This is a genomic window from Georgenia subflava, from assembly GCF_009193155.1.
Classification (GTDB): Bacteria; Actinomycetota; Actinomycetes; order Actinomycetales; family Actinomycetaceae; genus Georgenia; species Georgenia subflava.
Genome location: NZ_VUKD01000006.1, coordinates 1 through 16,691, shown reverse-complemented (window position 1 = coordinate 16,691; position 16,691 = coordinate 1). Strand labels below are relative to the sequence as shown.

16 protein-coding genes are annotated in these 16,691 nt (G+C 72.9%); 4 read left to right on the top strand and 12 right to left on the bottom strand.

Translation table 11 applies throughout. From position 1 onward, the window contains the following. The 9 genes from GD748_RS17395 to GD748_RS17350 form a co-directional block, all read right to left on the bottom strand. On the bottom strand, nucleotides 1-2,346 hold the full coding sequence (locus GD748_RS17395) for a polyribonucleotide nucleotidyltransferase (RefSeq protein ID WP_152196515.1): 2,346 nt from the start codon (nucleotides 2,344-2,346) through the stop codon (nucleotides 1-3). A 227-nt stretch (nucleotides 2,347-2,573) separates the two neighbouring features. Continuing rightward, nucleotides 2,574-2,843, bottom strand: a complete 270-nt coding sequence (gene rpsO / locus GD748_RS17390) for a 30S ribosomal protein S15 (RefSeq protein WP_152196514.1) — start codon at nucleotides 2,841-2,843, stop codon at nucleotides 2,574-2,576. Nucleotides 2,844-3,046: 203 nt separating this feature from the next. Beyond that, nucleotides 3,047-4,045, bottom strand: coding sequence for a bifunctional riboflavin kinase/FAD synthetase (locus GD748_RS17385; RefSeq protein ID WP_152196513.1), 999 nt, complete (start codon nucleotides 4,043-4,045; stop codon nucleotides 3,047-3,049). A 76-nt stretch (nucleotides 4,046-4,121) separates the two neighbouring features. After that, nucleotides 4,122-5,144: a tRNA pseudouridine(55) synthase TruB gene (truB, locus tag GD748_RS17380; protein ID WP_152196512.1), complete on the bottom strand. Its 1,023-nt coding sequence runs from the start codon at nucleotides 5,142-5,144 to the stop codon at nucleotides 4,122-4,124. Next, a complete protein-coding gene (gene rbfA, locus GD748_RS17375) occupies nucleotides 5,141-5,665 on the bottom strand; it encodes a 30S ribosome-binding factor RbfA (protein ID WP_152196511.1) in 525 nt (174 codons plus the stop codon). The genes truB and rbfA overlap by 4 nt, the downstream gene beginning before the upstream one ends. Before the next feature lie 90 nt (nucleotides 5,666-5,755). Then, nucleotides 5,756-8,635 (bottom strand): translation initiation factor IF-2, encoded by a 2,880-nt coding sequence (gene infB, locus GD748_RS17370; protein ID WP_152196510.1) that lies wholly within the window; start codon nucleotides 8,633-8,635, stop codon nucleotides 5,756-5,758. Nucleotides 8,636-8,705: 70 nt separating this feature from the next. After that, a complete protein-coding gene (locus tag GD748_RS17360; protein WP_152196509.1) occupies nucleotides 8,706-9,071 on the bottom strand; it encodes a YlxR family protein in 366 nt (121 codons plus the stop codon). A 32-nt stretch (nucleotides 9,072-9,103) separates the two neighbouring features. Continuing rightward, a complete protein-coding gene (nusA, locus tag GD748_RS17355; RefSeq protein ID WP_152196508.1) occupies nucleotides 9,104-10,147 on the bottom strand; it encodes a transcription termination factor NusA in 1,044 nt (347 codons plus the stop codon). A 10-nt stretch (nucleotides 10,148-10,157) separates the two neighbouring features. Continuing rightward, nucleotides 10,158-10,643, bottom strand: coding sequence for a ribosome maturation factor RimP (locus GD748_RS17350; RefSeq protein ID WP_152196507.1), 486 nt, complete (start codon nucleotides 10,641-10,643; stop codon nucleotides 10,158-10,160). 101 nt (nucleotides 10,644-10,744) lie between these two features. On the opposite strand from GD748_RS17350, the gene GD748_RS17345 reads away from it, so the two are divergent. Then, nucleotides 10,745-11,755 carry a DUF4439 domain-containing protein gene (locus tag GD748_RS17345; protein WP_152196506.1) on the top strand — a complete coding sequence of 337 codons (1,011 nt, stop codon included), beginning with the start codon at nucleotides 10,745-10,747 and terminating at the stop codon, nucleotides 11,753-11,755. A 5-nt stretch (nucleotides 11,756-11,760) separates the two neighbouring features. Here GD748_RS17345 and GD748_RS17340 read toward each other — a convergent pair whose 3' ends face one another. Continuing rightward, nucleotides 11,761-13,563: a proline--tRNA ligase gene (locus GD748_RS17340; protein ID WP_152196505.1), complete on the bottom strand. Its 1,803-nt coding sequence runs from the start codon at nucleotides 13,561-13,563 to the stop codon at nucleotides 11,761-11,763. Nucleotides 13,564-13,645: 82 nt separating this feature from the next. Between GD748_RS17340 and GD748_RS17335 the strand changes: the two genes are divergently transcribed. Next, nucleotides 13,646-14,509 (top strand): Fpg/Nei family DNA glycosylase, encoded by an 864-nt coding sequence (locus tag GD748_RS17335; protein ID WP_152196504.1) that lies wholly within the window; start codon nucleotides 13,646-13,648, stop codon nucleotides 14,507-14,509. A gap of 70 nt (nucleotides 14,510-14,579) precedes the next feature. Here GD748_RS17335 and GD748_RS17330 read toward each other — a convergent pair whose 3' ends face one another. After that, a complete protein-coding gene (locus GD748_RS17330) occupies nucleotides 14,580-15,092 on the bottom strand; it encodes a hypothetical protein (protein ID WP_152196503.1) in 513 nt (170 codons plus the stop codon). On the opposite strand from GD748_RS17330, the gene GD748_RS17325 reads away from it, so the two are divergent. Then, nucleotides 15,085-15,342, top strand: coding sequence for an antitoxin (locus tag GD748_RS17325; RefSeq protein ID WP_152196502.1), 258 nt, complete (start codon nucleotides 15,085-15,087; stop codon nucleotides 15,340-15,342). The genes GD748_RS17330 and GD748_RS17325 overlap by 8 nt on opposite strands. Nucleotides 15,343-15,349: 7 nt before the next feature. Beyond that, nucleotides 15,350-15,781, top strand: a complete 432-nt coding sequence (locus GD748_RS17320; RefSeq protein ID WP_152196501.1) for a type II toxin-antitoxin system VapC family toxin — start codon at nucleotides 15,350-15,352, stop codon at nucleotides 15,779-15,781. An 82-nt stretch (nucleotides 15,782-15,863) separates the two neighbouring features. Here the strand turns inward: GD748_RS17320 and GD748_RS17315 are convergent, their stop codons facing one another. After that, nucleotides 15,864-16,241 carry a VOC family protein gene (locus GD748_RS17315; protein ID WP_152196500.1) on the bottom strand — a complete coding sequence of 126 codons (378 nt, stop codon included), beginning with the start codon at nucleotides 16,239-16,241 and terminating at the stop codon, nucleotides 15,864-15,866. Between the last annotated feature and the right edge of the window lie 450 nt (nucleotides 16,242-16,691).

The following is a 16,691-nucleotide window of genomic DNA, read 5'->3' as shown; positions in this document are numbered from 1 at the left end:
TCAGGCGTCGGCCCCGGCGGCGGCGTCGCCCTCGTCCGAGCCGCCCTTGCGGGTGCGGGTGCGCTCACGACGGCGACCGCCGTCGCGGCCACCCTCACGACGCTCCTCGCGCTCCTCGCGCGCGGGGCGCTCCTCGGACTCGGCAGCGGCCTCGCCGCCCTCCTCGTCCTCGACGACCGCGTGCAGGGAGAGCTTGCCGCGCGGGTCGATCTCGGCGAGCTCGACCTGGACCTTCTGGCCGACGCCGAGGACGTCCTCGACGTTCTCCACACGCTTGCCGCCCACCAGGCGACGGATCTGCGAGATGTGCAGCAGGCCGTCCTTGCCCGGGCTGAGGGAGACGAACGCACCGAAGGAGGTGGTCTTGACGACCGTGCCGACGAACCGCTCGCCGACCTCGGGCATCGTCGGGTTGGCGATCGCGTTGACGGCCTGGCGGGCCGCCTCGGCGGACGGACCGTCGGTGGCGCCGATGTAGACGGTGCCGTCGTCCTCGATGGAGATGTCGGCGCCGGTGTCCTCCTGGATCTGGTTGATCATCTTGCCCTTGGGCCCGATGACCTCGCCGATCTTGTCCACGGGGACCTTGACGGTGATGACGCGCGGGGCGGTCGGAGCCATCTCGTCCGGGGTGTCGATGGCCTCGTTCATCACGTCGAGGATGTACAGGCGCGCGTCGCGGGCCTGGGTCAGCGCACCGGTGAGCACCGAGGCGGGCAGGCCGTCGAGCTTGGTGTCGAGCTGGATCGCGGTGACGAACTCGCGGGTTCCGGCCACCTTGAAGTCCATGTCGCCGAAGGCGTCCTCCGCACCGAGGATGTCGGTGAGCGCCGCGAAGCGGGTCTCACCGTCCACGGTGTCGGACATCAGGCCCATGGCGATGCCCGCGACGGGCGCGCGCAGCGGCACGCCGGCGTTGAGCATCGACAGGGTCGAGGCGCAGACCGAGCCCATCGACGTGGAGCCGTTGGAGCCGAGGGCCTCGGAGACCTGACGGATCGCGTACGGGAACTCCTCGCGGGTGGGCAGCACGGGCACGAGCGCACGCTCGGCCAGGGCGCCGTGGCCGATCTCGCGGCGCTTGGGCGAGCCCACGCGGCCGGTCTCACCGGTCGAGTAGGGCGGGAAGTTGTAGTTGTGCATGTAGCGCTTGCGCGTCACCGGGCTCAGGGTGTCGAGCTGCTGCTCCATCCGGAGCATGTTCAGCGTGGTGACGCCCATGATCTGGGTCTCGCCGCGCTCGAAGAGCGCCGAGCCGTGCACGCGGGGCAGGACCTCGACCTCGGCGGAGAGGGTCCGGATGTCCTTCAGGCCGCGGCCGTCCATGCGCACGCCGTCGGTCAGGACGCGACGACGCACGGCGGACTTGGTGGCGGAGCGGTACGCGGCGGAGAGCTCCTTCTCGCGCTCGGCGAACTGCTCGCCGAGCTTCTCGAGCATCGCGTGGCGGATCTCCTCCAGGCGGGTCTCGCGCTCCTGCTTGCCGACGATCGTGATGGCCTGGGCGAGCTCGTCGCGCACGTGGGCCTCGACGGCCTCGTACACGTCGTCCTGGTAGTCCAGGAAGCGGGGGAACTCCGCCGTCGGCTTGGACGTGGTGGCGGCCAGCTCGGACTGCGCGTCGCACAGCGCCTTGATGAAGACCTTGGCGGCCTCGAGGCCCTGGGCCACGACCTCCTCGGTGGGGGCGGTGGCGCCGTGCTCCTTGATGAGCGTCCAGGCGTTGTCGGTGGCCTCGGCCTCGACCATCATGATGGCGACGTCGTCGCCCACCACGCGGCCGGCCACGACCATGGAGAACACGGCCTTCTCGATCTCGCTGTAGCGCGGGAAGGCGACCCACTGGTCGTCGATGAGCGCGATGCGGGTGCCGCCGATCGGGCCGGAGAACGGCAGGCCGGAGATCTGAGTGGACATCGAGGCGGCGTTGATCGCCAGGACGTCGTAGGAGTCGTCGGGGTGGATGGCCAGGACCGTCTCGACGACCTGGACCTCGTTGCGCAGGCCCTTGACGAAGGACGGGCGCAGCGGGCGGTCGATCAGGCGGCAGGCCAGGATCGCCTCGGTCGAGGGGCGGCCCTCGCGGCGGAAGAACGAGCCGGGGATCTTGCCCGCGGCGTACTGGCGCTCCTCGACGTCCACGGTCAGCGGGAAGAAGTCGAAGTGCTCCTTGGGGTGCTTGCCGGCCGTGGTGGCCGAGAGCACCATCGTCTCCTCGTCCAGGTAGGCGACGGCGGAGCCGGCGGCCTGACGGGCCAGCCGCCCCGTCTCGAAGCGGACGGTACGGGTGCCGAACTTGCCGTTGTCGATCGTGGCTTCGGCGAACTTGATCTCGGGACCCTCCATGGGTGCCCTCCTCTTGGTTCGTGGCGCACCGTCGGCCCGGCGGTCATCGATCGAGGCTCACGGAGGCCGGCGCTGGCCGACGTTCCGGGGGCCACTACCGAGGACCGGTCGTGCATCTCGGTGCGGGGTTGGTGTGGGTGTTCAGTTGTTCTGGCGGTCCGGGGCCTGGCCGGCGAACCGCACATGCACGACCGGCCCGGACCCGAGGGTCCGGACCGGTCCTTGGTTCAGCGGCGCAGGCCGAGCCGCGCGATGAGGCTGCGGTAGCGCTCGATGTCCTCCGCCTGGAGGTAGCCGAGCAGGCGCTTGCGCTGGCCGATGAGGAGCATCAGGCCGCGGCGCGAGTGGTGGTCGTGCTTGTGCGTCTTGAAGTGCTCGGTGAGGTCCTTGATGCGCTGGGTGAGCAGCGCCGCCTGGACCTCCGGCGAACCGGTGTCACCCTCGTGGGTGGCGTACTCAGCGATGATGGACTGCTTGACGTCGGCAGCGAGGGCCATTGGTTCTCCTGTAGGTCGTTGCACGGAGCACCGGGGCTGGTTCACCCGGGCATGACACATCCGTGGCCGGCTTGACGGCAAGAGGAAGAGTATCAGCCGCGCAGGATCCCGCGCGAGCGGCCTTCGCCACAGCCGCTGCGCGCGGACCGGCGCGGACCGTGGCGCAGCTGCGGGTCGCACCGAGAAGTCCAGGACGGCTGCGGTCAGCCGCTCGGGAAGCTGACCTCGGGACGGGCCGGCGCCGGGACGCCGAGGATCGCGGCGGTGCGGGCGACGTCGTCGGCCATCTGGTCCAGCAGCGCCGGGACGCCGTCGAAGTCGACCATCGGGCGCAGGCGCTCGACGAGCTCGACCACGACCTCCTCGTCGTACAGGTCGAGGTCGGTGCGGCCGAGGACGTAGGCTTCCACGGTGCGCTCGACGCCGTGGAACGTCGGGTTGGTCCCGATCGAGACGGCGGCGGGCAGACGCTTGGAGGTGCCGTCGTCGGGGGCGTGCTCGGGCCGGATGAGCCAGCCGGCGTAGACCCCGTCGGCGGGGACGAGCCCGAGGTCGTCGGCGCGCAGGTTCGCCGTCGGGTAGCCCAGCGCCCGGCCGCGCTTGAAGCCGTGGACGACGACGCCGCGCACGCGGTGGGTCCGGCCCAGGACGTGCGCGGCCCCGGCCACGTCGCCGCCGGCGAGGAGCTCGCGGACCCAGGTCGAGGACCAGCGGCGGCCGGTGTCCGGGCAGGCGATGTCCTCGATGATCTCGACGCCGAAGCCCAGGCTCCGTCCGAGCTCGACCATGGTGTGCCGGTCGCCGGCGTTGGCGCGCCCGAAGCGGAGGTCCTCCCCCGCCACCACGAGGTGGGCGCCGAGGAGCTCCACCAGGTAGCGCCGCGCGAACTCCTCGGCCGTGGCCTGGGCGAACTCGAGGGTGTAGTCGAGGACGAGGACGGCGTCCAGCCCGGTGGAGGCGAGGCGCTCGAGCCGGTCGGTCAGGGAGGCGATGAGGACGAAGTCCTGCTCGGGCCGGTGGACGGTGGCCGGGTGCGGGTCGAAGGTGACCGCCACCGACGTCAGCCCGGCTGCCTCCGCCTCGGAGACCGTCGCGGCGAGCACCACCTGGTGGCCGCGGTGCACGCCGTCGAAGATGCCGAGGGTCGCCACGGTCGGGCCGAGGTCGGCGGGAACCTGGTCGGCTCCGTTCCACACCTGCACGTGGGTCCTCCTGAGACGGTGAGCGCGCTGCGCGTGGACGACCCTATCTCGGGTGCGCGCGGCGCCGGACGGGTGGTCAGGCCGGGTCGAGCACCAGCACCGGGCGGGCGCGTCCGCCGCGGTCGGCCAGCAGCGCCACGACGTGACCGTCGGGCGCCAGCGCCGCGGTGACGACCTCGGCGCCCGGACCGCCGCGGCGACCGGCCGCGTCCGCCGTCGGGGCGAGGAACTTGCCGACCCGGACGTCGGCGGTCTCGTCCGCGCCCAGGCGGCGCACCGGGAAGCAGGCGGTCGCCGCCTCGGTCAGGCTCATCACGCGCAGGCCCCGCGGGTCCGCGGAGCCGGCGTCCGCGCGCACCTCGGCGGCGAGCGCGTCCAGGGTGCGCGCGTCGGCAAGGGTGAAGGGCCCGACGCCGGTGCGACGCAGGGCCGTGAGGTGGCCACCGGTGCCGAGCGCGTCGCCGAGGTCGCGGGCCAGGGCCCGGACGTAGGTGCCCGACGAGCAGCCCACGACGACGTCGAGGTCGACCAGCGGCGGGCCGTCGCCGGTCACGACGCGCGGCTCGGCCGTGGCCTCGAGGCGGTGGATCGTGATGGGCCGGGTGGGCAGGACGACGTCCTCGCCGGCCCGCACGCGGGCGTAGGAGCGCTGCCCGTCGACCTTGATGGCGGAGACGGCGCTCGGGGCCTGGTCGATCGGGCCCCGCAGGGTCGCCAGCGCCGCCTCGAGCGCGTCCTTGTCCACCCGGCCGGCGGCGTCGAGGAGCACGCCGGCGCCCGGGGTCGAGGTGGCCTCGCCCTCGGCGTCGTCGGTCATGGTGCGCCCGCCCAGGCGGACCGTGGCGGTGTACTCCTTGTCGGCGCCGACGAGGTAGGTCAGCAGCCGGGTGGCGCGCCCGACCCCGAGGACGAGCACGCCGGTGGCCATCGGGTCCAGCGTGCCGGCGTGGCCGACCTTCTTGGTCGCGGCGAGCCGGCGGGTGCGTGCGACCACGTCGTGGCTGGTCCAGCCCTGGGGCTTGTCGACCACGAGCAGGCCGTCGGCGGCCGGGACGGCGCCGCGCGGGACCTCGGGCCGCGGCGACCCGGACGGGGTCACCGGCCGGTGACCCCGTCGTCGGCCTCGTCCTCGTCGGCGGAGTACGCGGCGAGGGTGTCCTCAAGCTCGTCGTCCTCGACGTCCTCGGCGAGGTCGTCGACCTCGTCCGGACGGCGGTAGGGGTCGGCGTCGCCGGCGTGCACGGCGGTGGCCGCGAGCCGGGCGAGCTCGGCGTCACGCTCGGCCGCGGCGCGCAGCGCCTCCTCGAGGCTGGCGGCGGTCTCGGGCACGGCGTCGAGCACGAACTCCAGGTTCGGCGTGAGCCGGATCCCGGTCTGCTTGCCGACCTCGGAGCGGATGAGGCCCCGGGCCGACGCGAGCGCGGCGGCCGACGCCGAGCGCTCCTCCTCCGAGCCGAGCACCGTGTAGAAGATCGTCGCGTTCTGCAGGTCACCGGTCACGCGCACGTCGGTGACGGTGACGAAGCCGAGCCGCGGGTCCTTGATCCGGGTGTCGAGCATGCGGGCGACGATCTGCTGGATGCGCTCGGCGAGCTTGCGGGCGCGGGGTGCGTCGGCCATGGGGAGTCTCCTTGCTGGTGGTGGGACCGCAGGCGGCCCCGCGGGCACTGTGTCCGTGCCGACGGAGCCGCCTGAGGTGTGCCGAGGACGTCAGGCGCGCGGCTTCTCGCGCATCTCGAACGTCTCGATGACATCGCCTTCCTGGATGTCCTTGGCGCCGAGCCCGATACCGCACTCGAAGCCCTCGCGGACCTCCGTGACGTCGTCCTTCTCGCGGCGCAGCGAGTCGATGGTGAGCTTGTCGCCCACCACGACGCCGTCGCGCAGGAGCCGGGCGCTCGTGCCGCGGCGGATCGTGCCGGAGCGCACGATCGAACCGGCGATGTTGCCGAACTTGGAGGACCGGAACACCTGGCGGATCTCCGCGGTGCCGAGCTGGACCTCCTCGTACTCGGGCTTGAGCATGCCCTTCAGCGCCGCCTCGACGTCGTCGATCGCGTCGTAGATGACCGAGTAGAACTTCAGGTCCACGCCCTCGCGGTCGGCCAGCTCGGCGACCCGCTCGGCGGGGCGCACGTTGAAGCCGATGATGACCGCGTTGTCCACGGTCGCCAGGTTGACGTCGTTCTGCGTGATGGCACCCACACCACGGTGGATGATCCGCAGCGCGACCTCCTCGCCCACGTCGATCTTGAGCAGCGCGTCCTCCAGGGCCTCCACGGCACCGGAGACGTCACCCTTGATGATGAGGTTGAGGTTCTCGACCTTGCCCTCCTCGAGAGCCTTGGTGAAGTCCTCGAGGCTGACGCGCTTGCGACGCTTGGCCAGCGTGGCGGCACGCTCGGCGGCCTCCCGCTTGTCGGCGATCTGCCGGGCGGTGCGGTCGTCGGGGGCGACGATGAAGGTGTCACCGGCCCGCGGCACCGACTGCAGACCGAGCACCTGGACCGGGCGGGCCGGTCCGGCGGCGGTGAGGGCCTCGCCGTGCTCGTCGAACATGGCCCGCACGCGCCCGTGGGCGGTCCCGGCCACGATCGAGTCGCCGACGTGCAGCGTCCCGGACTCGACCAGCACGGTCGCGACGGCGCCGCGGCCCTTGTCGAGGTTCGCCTCGATGGCGACGCCGCGTGCGTCCTTGTCGGGGTTCGCACGCAGGTCCAGCGCCGCGTCCGCGGTGAGGAGGACGGCCTCGAGCAGCTCGTCGATCCCCGTGCGGTTCCTGGCGGAGACGTCGACGAACATGGTGTCGCCGCCGTACTCCTCGGCCACGAGGTTGTACTCGGTGAGCTGCTGGCGGATCTTCGCCGGGTTGGCCTCCGGCTTGTCCACCTTGTTCACGGCCACGACGATCGGCACACCGGCCGCCTGGGCGTGGTTGAGCGCCTCGACGGTCTGCGGCATCACGCCGTCGTCAGCGGCCACCACGAGGATCGCGATGTCCGTCGCCTCGGCACCACGGGCACGCATGGCGGTGAACGCCTCGTGACCGGGGGTGTCGAGGAACGTGATGGGACGGTCCGTCTCCTCGTGCTGCGTGGTCACCTGGTAGGCACCGATGTGCTGGGTGATCCCGCCGGCCTCGCCGGCGACGACGTCCGTGGAGCGGATGGCGTCGAGCAGCCTGGTCTTGCCGTGGTCGACGTGACCCATGACGGTCACCACCGGCGGCCGCGGCTTGAGGTCCTCGTCGGTCTCGCCGGCCTCCTCGGCCTCGAGGTCGATGTCGAAGCTGCCGAGGAGCTCGCGCTCCTCCTCCTCCGGCGAGACGATCTCGATGACGTACCCGAGCTCGGCGCCGAGGGCACCGAAGGTGTCCTCGTCGAGGGACTGCGTGGCGGTCGCCATCTCACCGAGGTGGAACAGCACCGTCACCAGCGACGCGGGGTTGGCGTCGATGCGGTCGGCGAAGTCGGCCAGGGACGCGCCGGCCCGGATGCGCACGACCGTCGAGCCGTCGCCGCGCGGGACCTGCACGCCGCCGAGCGACGGCGCGGACTGCTGCTCGAACTCCTGGCGCTTCGCCCGCTTGGACTTCCGTCCGCGCACGGGCCGGCCGCCGGCGCGCCCGAAGGCGCCCTGCGTGCCGCCACGGCCACCTCGGCCACCGCCACCGGGGCGACCGCCGAAGCCGCCGCCCCCACCGGGACGACCGGCGAAGCCGCCGCCACCGCCGGGACCACCGGGACCGCCACCGGGACGGCCGCGACCGCCACCGCGGGCGGGGGCCGCGCCGGGACGCGCCACAGCGCTCTGGCCCGGCATCATGTTCGGGTTCGGGCGGGCGCCGCCCGGACGCGGCGCGGGGCGCGGACCTGCCGCACCACCTGTCCCGCCCGGACGCGGACCCGCGCCGGCGCCGGGGCGGGGGCCGCCGGAGCCACCGGGACGGGGCATGCCCTGGGAGGTGGCGAAGGGGTTGTTGCCCGGCCGCGGGCCGCCACCCTGACGGGGCATGCCCTGGGACGGCGCGAACGGGTTGTTGCCGGGCCGCGGCGAGCCGGGGCGCGGGGCGCCACCGGGACGGGCGGCCGGCTTCTCGGCCGGCGCGGGACGCGCGCCGGGCTTGGGGGCGCCGGGACGCGCGGCCGGGGTCGCCCGGGCCGCGGGTGCCTGCCCCGCCGGGGCCGGTGCCTCCGGTGCGCGGGGAGCCGGTGCCGTCGCGGCGGGCTTCTCGGCGGCGGGCGTCTCGGCAGCCGGCTTCTCGGCAGCCGGCTCCTGGACCGGCACCTCAGGCGCGGCCGGGGCCGCCGCCTCGGGTGCCGCCGGGGCGGCCGGGACAGCCGCGGGGGCCGCCGGGCCGGGCGTGGGGGCGGACTTCTTCTTCGCGGCACTCGTGCCGCTGGGCTTCTTCGGCGTGGAGTCCTCCGCCGGGGCGGCGGGGAATGCCTCGCGCAGCCGACGGATGACCGGGGCCTCGATCGTCGACGATGCCGACTTCACGAACTCACCCTGCTCGCGAAGCTTCGCGAGCACCGTCTTGCTGTCGACGCCGAGCTCTTTCGCAAGCTCGTGGACGCGGACCTTTGCCACAACTCTCCTGTCTCGGCCCGCCCGGGACAGGGTGGACCGTTCTTAGTGCTGGCAGCTCATCGCTGGGTACTCATCGGGTGCCCATCGGCTTCCAACCCGCTTTCTTCGTCGATGATTGATCACCGGGCGCATCTGACGCCTCGTGACGGACATGCTGGTCGAACCACGCCTGAACCCCGTCCAGCCGCACCGGCCCCGCTGCTCGCAGGGCCCGGCCGAGCGTACGACGGCGCACGGCGAGATCCAGGCACTCCTGGCTCTGGTGGAGCCAGGCGCCCCGCCCCGGAGCGCTCCGGGCCGGATCGACCACCACGGCTTGCGTGGCGCCGTCCAGCACGAGGCGGACCAGTGCGGACCTCGGGGCCCGGCCGCGACATCCCGTGCAGGTCCGAACCGGCCCGGCGAAGGGCGTAGGTGTCTTGCTGCGTCGACTCATGTGGGATTCCGGGCGCGTGCCCACCGGACACTCTACCCCGGCACGTCGCCGGGGTGCTCCCCCGGCTCCGCGACGACACCTGTGACCTCGGACGCGTCGGCGCCCGCCTCGTCCTCGGTGTCGGAGTGGATGTCGATGCGCCATCCGGTCAGCCGGGCGGCCAGGCGGGCGTTCTGCCCCTCCTTGCCGATCGCCAGCGAGAGCTGGAAGTCGGGCACGACCACCCGGGCGGCCCGGCCCTCGAGGTCGACGACCTCGACGCTGGAGACCCGCGAGGGCGAGAGGGCGTGCGCGACGAACGTCGCGGGGTCGTCGGAGTAGTCGACGATGTCGATCTTCTCCCCGGCGAGCTCGGCCATCACGGCGCGCACCCGCTGCCCCATGGGCCCGATGCAGGCGCCCTTGGCGTTGAGGCCGGGCACCGTCGCGCGGACGGCCATCTTGGTGCGGTGGCCCGCCTCGCGGGCGAGCGCGACGATCTCGACGGTCCCGTCGGCGACCTCGGGCACCTCGAGCGCGAAGAGCTTGCGCACGAGGTTGGGGTGCGTGCGGGACAGGGTGACCGAAGGGCCCTTCATGCCGCGGGTGACCTCGAGGACGTAGGCGCGCAGCCGGTCGCCGTGGACGTACTTCTCGGTGGGCACCTGCTCGTGGGCGGGGAGCACCGCCTCCATGTCGCCGATGTCGACGAGCACGGTCCGCGGGTCGCGGCCCTGCTGCACGATGCCGCTGATGATCTCCCCGGCCTTGTCCCGGTAGTTGCCCATCACCTGGTCGTCCTCGGCGTCGCGCAGCCGCTGGACGATCACTGAGCGAGCCGTCGCGGTGGCGATGCGCCCGAAGCCCGACGGCGTGTCGTCGAACTCGCCGACCTCGTTGCCCTCCTCGTCGACCTCGGTGGCCAGCACGGTGACCCGGCCGGTGCGCTGGTCGAGCTCCACCCGGGCCTTGTCCACCGCGCCGGGGGTGCGGTGGTAGGCCAGCAGCAGCGCCTCCTCGATCGCCCGGACCAGGACGTCCAGGCTGATGCCGCGCTCGCTCTCGATCAGGCGCAGGGCCGTCATGTCGATGTCCATCTGGTCCTCCTCAGGCCTGGTCGGAACGGTTGAGCTCGACCTCGACACGGGCGTCGGCGACCTCGGCGAGGGCGACCTCCTCGCGCTTGCCGTCGACGTCGAGCACCACGCCCGCCTCGTCGGCCTCGCGCAGCCGGCCGGTCCGCGACCTGCCGTCGGTGGTGCGCAGCGCCACCAGCCGGCCCACGGCACGGCGGAAGTGCCGCGGCTCGGTGAGGCGGCGGTCGGCGCCCGGGGTGGAGACCTCGAGGGTGTACGCGCCCTCGACGAGGTCGACGTCATCCAGGAGCGCGGAGATCCGCCGGGAGGCGTCCGCGAGCTTGTCGGAGTCCACACCGCCGGGCCCGTCGGGCAGGTCGAGAACGACGCGGACGACCTTGCGGCGTCCGGCGGCGGCGACGGTGACGTCCTCGAGGTACAGGTCCGCACCGCCGACGACCGGCTCGAGCGCACCGCGCAGCCGGGCTGCGAGGTCGGTGGGACGGTGGGCACTCATCTTCGGTGTCGCTCCTGGTACGAGGGTCGGGCTCGGCAGGCTCACCCTACTCACCCGGGCCTGGCCTCCGCGCGCCGCGGCTCGTGGCAGGATCGGCAGCGATGCGCACTCCAGCACCCGCCGTCGGCGTCCCGGCGCAGCCCGCTCCGGACCGGCCCGCCGCCCGGGCCCGCGGCCGACGCGCCCGCCGCGCGGCCGTCGCGCTGCTCGCCGCCGCGGTCCTGGCGGGCTGCGGGGTGCGGCTGGACTCGGCGCCGCCGGAGGAGCCGGCGCCGGACGCCGTCGAGGAGCTCCGGCAGGAGGCTGCCGTGGACGCGGCCACGATCGCCGCGACAGTGGCGGAGATCACGAGCGAGGACGAGGCGACGGCGGCGCTGCTGGAGCGGGTCGCGGCCGACGCCGGGGCGCACCTCGGCGCCCTCGGCGGGGTGTGGGTCGCCTGGCCCGAGGGCGCCCCGGAGGACGTCGAGACCAGCGACGTCGTCACGACACCGCCCGTGCCCGAGCCCGGCGCGGCAGACCTCCTCACGCTGCTGGCCGACGGTGCCGCCGAGGCCCGCTCCGGGGCGCTGCAGGCACCCACGGACGAGCTGGCGGCCCTGCTCGCGTCGGTCGCCGTCTCGCGCTCGCGCTCCGCCACGGCGCTGGCCGCGGTGCTGGGAACCGAGCCGCCGGCCGGCACGGCGGCGCCGCTGGACCCCCAGGGCCTGCTGGCCCGCGGCGTCGACGGGCCGACGCTCCTCGTGCTGGACCAGGCGCGCTACGCGTTCGAGACGGTCGCGGCCCGCACCGAGGGCGCCGCGCGCGAGCGGGCGACCACCCGCGCGATCCAGCTCCGGTCGCTCGTCGACGCGGCGGTCGCCGCCGGTGCGCCGGACGTCCGCCTCGGCTTCTACGACCTGCCGGGGCCGGACGCGGCAGCCGGGCTCTCGGCCGAGCAGGCGGCGGCCGTCGACGCCGAGGAGCGCCTGCTCGAGCACTGGCTCTTCAGCCTGGGCGTGGCGGCGCCCGACGCGCGCGCGGCTCTGCTGGACGCCGCCGCGCACGCCGCGGCCGAGGTCGAGGCGTGGGGCGGCACCCTCCGCGCGCTGCCGGGCCTGGCCGCCGCCTGAGCGGTTCAGCCGGCGAGCGCCTCGTCGACGAGCTCGCGCACGCGGGCGACCGCCAGGTCGGGGGCGATCTCCTCGCGTTCGCCGCTGGCCCGCCGGCGCACCTCGACCACGCCGTCGGCCAGGCCGCGCCCGACGACGAGGCTGAGCGGGATGCCGAGGAGCTCGGAGTCGGCGAACTTCACGCCCGCGGAGACCTTGGGCCGGTCGTCGTAGAGCACCTCCACACCGGCGGCCTCGAGCTCGCGGGAGAGCCGCTCGGCGGTGTCGAAGATCTCCTCGCCCTTGCCGGTGGCGAGCACGTGCACCTGGGCCGGAGCCACCCGCATGGGCCACACCAGGCCCCTGTCGTCGTTGTTGGCCTCGGCCAGGGCCGCCACCGCGCGGGTGACGCCGATGCCGTAGGAGCCCATGGTCACCGTGACCGCCTTGCCGTTGGCGTCCAGCACCTTCAGGTCTAGCGCCTCGGCGTACTTGCGGCCGAGGGCGAAGACGTGACCGATCTCGATGCCGCGGGCGAGCTCCAGCGGGCCGGAGCCGTCCGGCGCAGGGTCGCCCGCGCGCACCTCGGCGGCCTCGATGGTCCCGTCGGCGGTGAAGTCCCGGCCGGCCACGAGCCCGAAGACGTGCTTGCCCTCGGCGTCGGCGCCCGTCACCCAGGCGGTGCCCGGGGCGACGCGCGGGTCCAGGAGGTACCTGACAGCACCGGCGGCGCCGTCGCCGGCCTCGTCCCGCGGGGCGCCGTTGGGGCCGAGCACGGCGGGACCGATGTAGCCCTTGACGAGCTCGGGTCGGGTCTTGAGGTCCGCCTCGGTGGCGGGCTCGACGACGGCGGGCTCGACGGCGGCCTGCAGCCGCTTGAGGTCGACGTCGCGGTCCCCGGGCAGCCCGACGACGATGATCTCGCGGGTGTCGTCCGGATGGGTCAGCGCCAGGACGACGTTCTTGAGGGTGTCCGCCGCGGTCCAGGGACGCCCGGGCCGGGGGTGCAGCCGGTTCGCCACCTCGACCAGGGTGTCGATGGTGGGGGTGTCAGGGGTGTCGAGCACCGCGGCCGGCGGGAGGTCGGCGTGGTCGACGGGCTCGGGCGCGGGCGTCGTCACGGCCTCGACGTTGGCGGCGTAGCCGCCCGGCGAGCGCACGAAGGTGTCCTCCCCGATCGCCGTCGGGTGCAGGAACTCCTCGCTCATGGAGCCGCCCATCGCCCCGCTCATGGCGCGGACGATGACGTACTCGAGGCCGAGGCGCTCGAAGATGCGTCGGTAGGCCTGACGCTGCAGGCCGTAGGAACGCTCCAGACCGGCGTCGTCGACGTCGAAGGAGTAGGCGTCCTTCATGACGAACTCGCGACCGCGGATCAGGCCCGCACGCGGCCTGGCCTCGTCCCGGTACTTGGTCTGGATCTGGTAGAGCGCGAGCGGCAGCTCCTTGTAGGAGGAGTACATGTCCTTCACCAGGAGGGTGAACATCTCCTCGTGGGTGGGCGCGAGGAGGTAGTCGGCCTCCTTGCGGTCCTTGAGCCGGAAGAGGTTCGGCCCGTACTCGCTCCAGCGTCCGGTGGCCTCGTACGGCTCGCGGGGCAGCAGCGCGGGGAAGTGCACCTCCTGGCCGCCGATGGCGTCCATCTCCTCGCGGACGATCGCCTCGACCTTGGCCAGCACCTTCAGGCCCAGCGGCAGCCAGGTGTAGATCCCCGGGGCGGCCCGCCGGATGTAGCCGGCGCGCACGAGGAGGCGGTGGCTCGCGACCTCGGCGTCGACCGGGTCCTCTCGCAGGGTCCGCAGGAACAGGGACGACATCTTCATCAGCACGCGGGCCAGCCTACCGAGACGCGCGCTCGGTCCCGGACCTGGTCCGGACGCGGGGGCGCCGCGGTGCTGCCACCATGGTGGCGTGCCGGAGATGCCGGAGGTCGAGGGCCTCGTCCAGTTCCTGCGCGACCGCGCCGTCGGCCGCACCGTCGCAGCGGTCGAGGTGGGGGCGATCAGCGCGCTGAAGACCTACTCCCCCGCGCCCACCGAGCTCACCGGCCGGTCCGTGACCGCCGTGGCCCGGCACGGCAAGTGGCTGGACCTGACCACTTCCGACGACGGCGACCTCCACCTGGTCTTCCATCTGGCCAAGGCGGGCTGGCTGAGGTGGTACGACGCGGTGCCGAAGACGGTGCTCCGGCCGGGCCGCTCGCCGATCGCGCTGCGCGTGCGGCTCGACGACGGAGCCGGGTTCGACCTCACCGAGGCGGGCACCCGCAAGCGTCTCGCCGTGCACGTGGTCGCCCGGCCCGAGGAGGTGACGGCGATCGCGACGCTGGGGGTCGAGCCCGCCGACCTGAGCATCGAGCGGCTGCGTGAGCTGCTGGAGGGGAAGAACCAGCAGGTCAAGGGACTGCTGCGGGACCAGTCGGTCATCGCCGGCATCGGCAACGCCTACTCCGACGAGATCCTGCACGCCGCCCGGCTGAGCCCGTTCGCGCTGAGCCGCTCCTTCGACGACGACGCCGTCACCCGCCTGCACGAGGCGATCGGGGCGGTGCTCGCCTCCGCCGCCGAGCAGGCGTCGGGCCGCCCGGCCGCCGAGCTCAAGGACTCCAAGCGTCGCAGCATGAAGGTGCACGGCCGCGCCGGGCAGGCCTGCCCGGTGTGCGGGGACACCGTGCGGGAGGTCTCGTTCGCGGACTCCTCCCTGCAGTACTGCCCGACCTGCCAGACCGGCGGCAAGATACTCGCCGACCGGCGGATGTCCAAGCTCCTCCGCTGAGCAGGTGCAGGTGGGCCGAGCGCCGAGGGCCGCGCCATGCTCCCTCCCGCGGTAGTCGCCCGCCGATCGCTCAGGTGGCGTTCGCGGGGACGGGTTCCAAGGCGGCCGTACCGTCGCCGACGACGATCCGCTGGTCCGGGCACACCGGCCCGGGCAGCACTACCTCAGGGCGCGAGGCGAACCTGACGGTGACATCACCGGGCGTGCAGCCGTAGTCGAGCAGGGCGACTCCGCCCCCGGCGTCGACGGTGACCTCTTCGTCTCCTGTCACAACGGTCACGTCGTCGGGGCTGTCGTTGCTGATGGACAGGTCACCACGGTCACTGCATCCCGTCAGAGGCACAGTCAGGACCGCGCCGATGAGGCCGCCTGTCACGAGCCGTCTCGCACTGTTCATCCCGTCCGCCTGCCTTGTTGATCGACTAGTTCCCGCCGACGGTATATGTGCGGGGCAACCACATGTCGGTGACTTCATCACATCGTCACAACCTCCGCAGCGAACCTGCACGTCGCTGCCACCTGGTCGGGCGAGATCGGCCGAGCCGTGATGCGGGTGATGCACTAATCTGGTCATCATGCGCACCACGGTCACGATATCGGACGAGCTGCTCCTTGCAGCGAAACGTCGCGCCCACGAGCGCGGCGTCACGCTCGGAGCCATAGTCGACGCCGCGCTGCGCCGAGAGCTGACCGATACCGAGCCCGGCGCGGCGCCTCCACCGGTCCCCGTGTTCCGCGGTGGCACCGGGCCGCGTCCGGGTATCGACCTGACCTCCAGCCGGGCTCTTCACGAGGCGCTCGACGACGGCGTCGAGCTCGACGCGTTGCGGTGAGGTACCCGTGCTGCTGTTCGACGTGAATGTCGTCCTCGCCGCGCACCGCGACGACCACCCTCAGCATCAGGCGGTACGTCGCTGGTTCGACGAGGTCCTTGCCCGCGAACAGGCCTTCGGTGTCCCGACCGGCGTGTGGGCATCGTTCCTGCGCCTGGCTACGAATCGTCGGATATTCGCAGTCCCGACGCCTCGTCCCGAGGCATTCGCATTCATCGATGCGGTACTCGCACAGCCCCATTGTCTGCGGCTGGACCCCGGCCCCCGACACCTCACACTCCTTCGGCAGCTGTGCGACGAGGGCAGCGCGGTCGGCGATCTCGTCCCCGACGCCGTGATCGCTGCGCTCGCCGCCGAACACAGCGCCACGGTGGCGACGCTCGACCACGACTTCGCCCGGTTCCCGACCGTGCCGCACACCCTGCTGGCCACGACGTGACACAACTCCCCATACGGTGGGCTCGAGGTCGGGGTGAACTCAGCAGGCTCGGTGAGCCGTGTGCACATGGCTCAGCGTGGGCTCAGCCGGCGGAGTGCAGGCCGATCCGGTTGCCCTCCGTGTCCTGGAAGTAGGCGAAGTAGCCGCGACCGCCACCGATCTCGCGCTTGGGGAGCAGCACCGTCCCGCCCGCCGCCTCGACCCGGTCCAGAACCGTGCTGAGATCGTCTCCGCCGTCGAGGTACACCACGGAGCCGGCGTGGCTGGGCACGAAGCCCTCGCCCTTGAGCAGTGTCCCGCTCAGCCCGGTGGTGGGGAACAACGCGCCCTCGATGCCCGGCGCGCTGTAGCGGGTGAGCTCGGCCTGCAGGATCGCCCCGTAGAAGGCGGTGGCACGGTCGAGATCGGTCACCGGGATGTCGAACCACGCCACGACGTCGGTCCGCGCCTCGTCACTCATCGACTCGCCTCCTCGCTGGTCGTCCCATCGCCGAGCGACATCCCTGAAGGAGCGGTGGTGAGTCAAGGGGGTGTGGTGAGTCTGCTTGGGCTTGTTTTTTGCTTGTCCGGCTGGGTTTTGGGTGTGCTCGGTTGAGGCGTCGGGGTCAAGGCTCGCGCGGAGCGCGACCGCGCAGCGGCCGTAGGGCCTTGAGGCCGGCGCCGTGCCGGGCCACGATGTTCAACCAGCGGAGAAGCTCAACGGGTGTGTGCTCCCAGGTGTTGGTGGTTCCGGGGGTTGTGTCAGTTTCGCTCATCAGCGCCGTTTGTGGGCGGGTGTGCAGGCCCCGGGGGGCTGCTCGGTCATCCCTTCGCCGGTGTTCCCCTCGCGTGAAAGTGTTAGTGAGCGAAGGGGCGGCATGATGGGGTTCGCAGGTTCGACCGGGACGGGATCAATCACTATGACGGCCGC

Bases quoted from the DNA above. Each gene is read 5' to 3' on its own strand.
- GD748_RS17325 (WP_152196502.1), top strand. From the start codon at position 15,085: ATGCGCACCACGGTCACGATATCGGACGAGCTGCTCCTTGCAGCGAAA.
- GD748_RS17360 (WP_152196509.1), bottom strand. From the start codon at position 9,071: ATGAGTCGACGCAGCAAGACACCTACGCCCTTCGCCGGGCCGGTTCGG.
- rpsO (WP_152196514.1), bottom strand. From the start codon at position 2,843: ATGGCCCTCGCTGCCGACGTCAAGCAGTCCATCATCGCTGAGTACGCC.
- GD748_RS17315 (WP_152196500.1), bottom strand. From the start codon at position 16,241: ATGAGTGACGAGGCGCGGACCGACGTCGTGGCGTGGTTCGACATCCCG.
- GD748_RS17345 (WP_152196506.1), top strand. From the start codon at position 10,745: ATGCGCACTCCAGCACCCGCCGTCGGCGTCCCGGCGCAGCCCGCTCCG.
- rbfA (WP_152196511.1), bottom strand. From the start codon at position 5,665: ATGGCCGACGCACCCCGCGCCCGCAAGCTCGCCGAGCGCATCCAGCAG.
- GD748_RS17350 (WP_152196507.1), bottom strand. From the start codon at position 10,643: ATGAGTGCCCACCGTCCCACCGACCTCGCAGCCCGGCTGCGCGGTGCG.
- nusA (WP_152196508.1), bottom strand. From the start codon at position 10,147: ATGGACATCGACATGACGGCCCTGCGCCTGATCGAGAGCGAGCGCGGC.
- GD748_RS17395 (WP_152196515.1), bottom strand. From the start codon at position 2,346: ATGGAGGGTCCCGAGATCAAGTTCGCCGAAGCCACGATCGACAACGGC.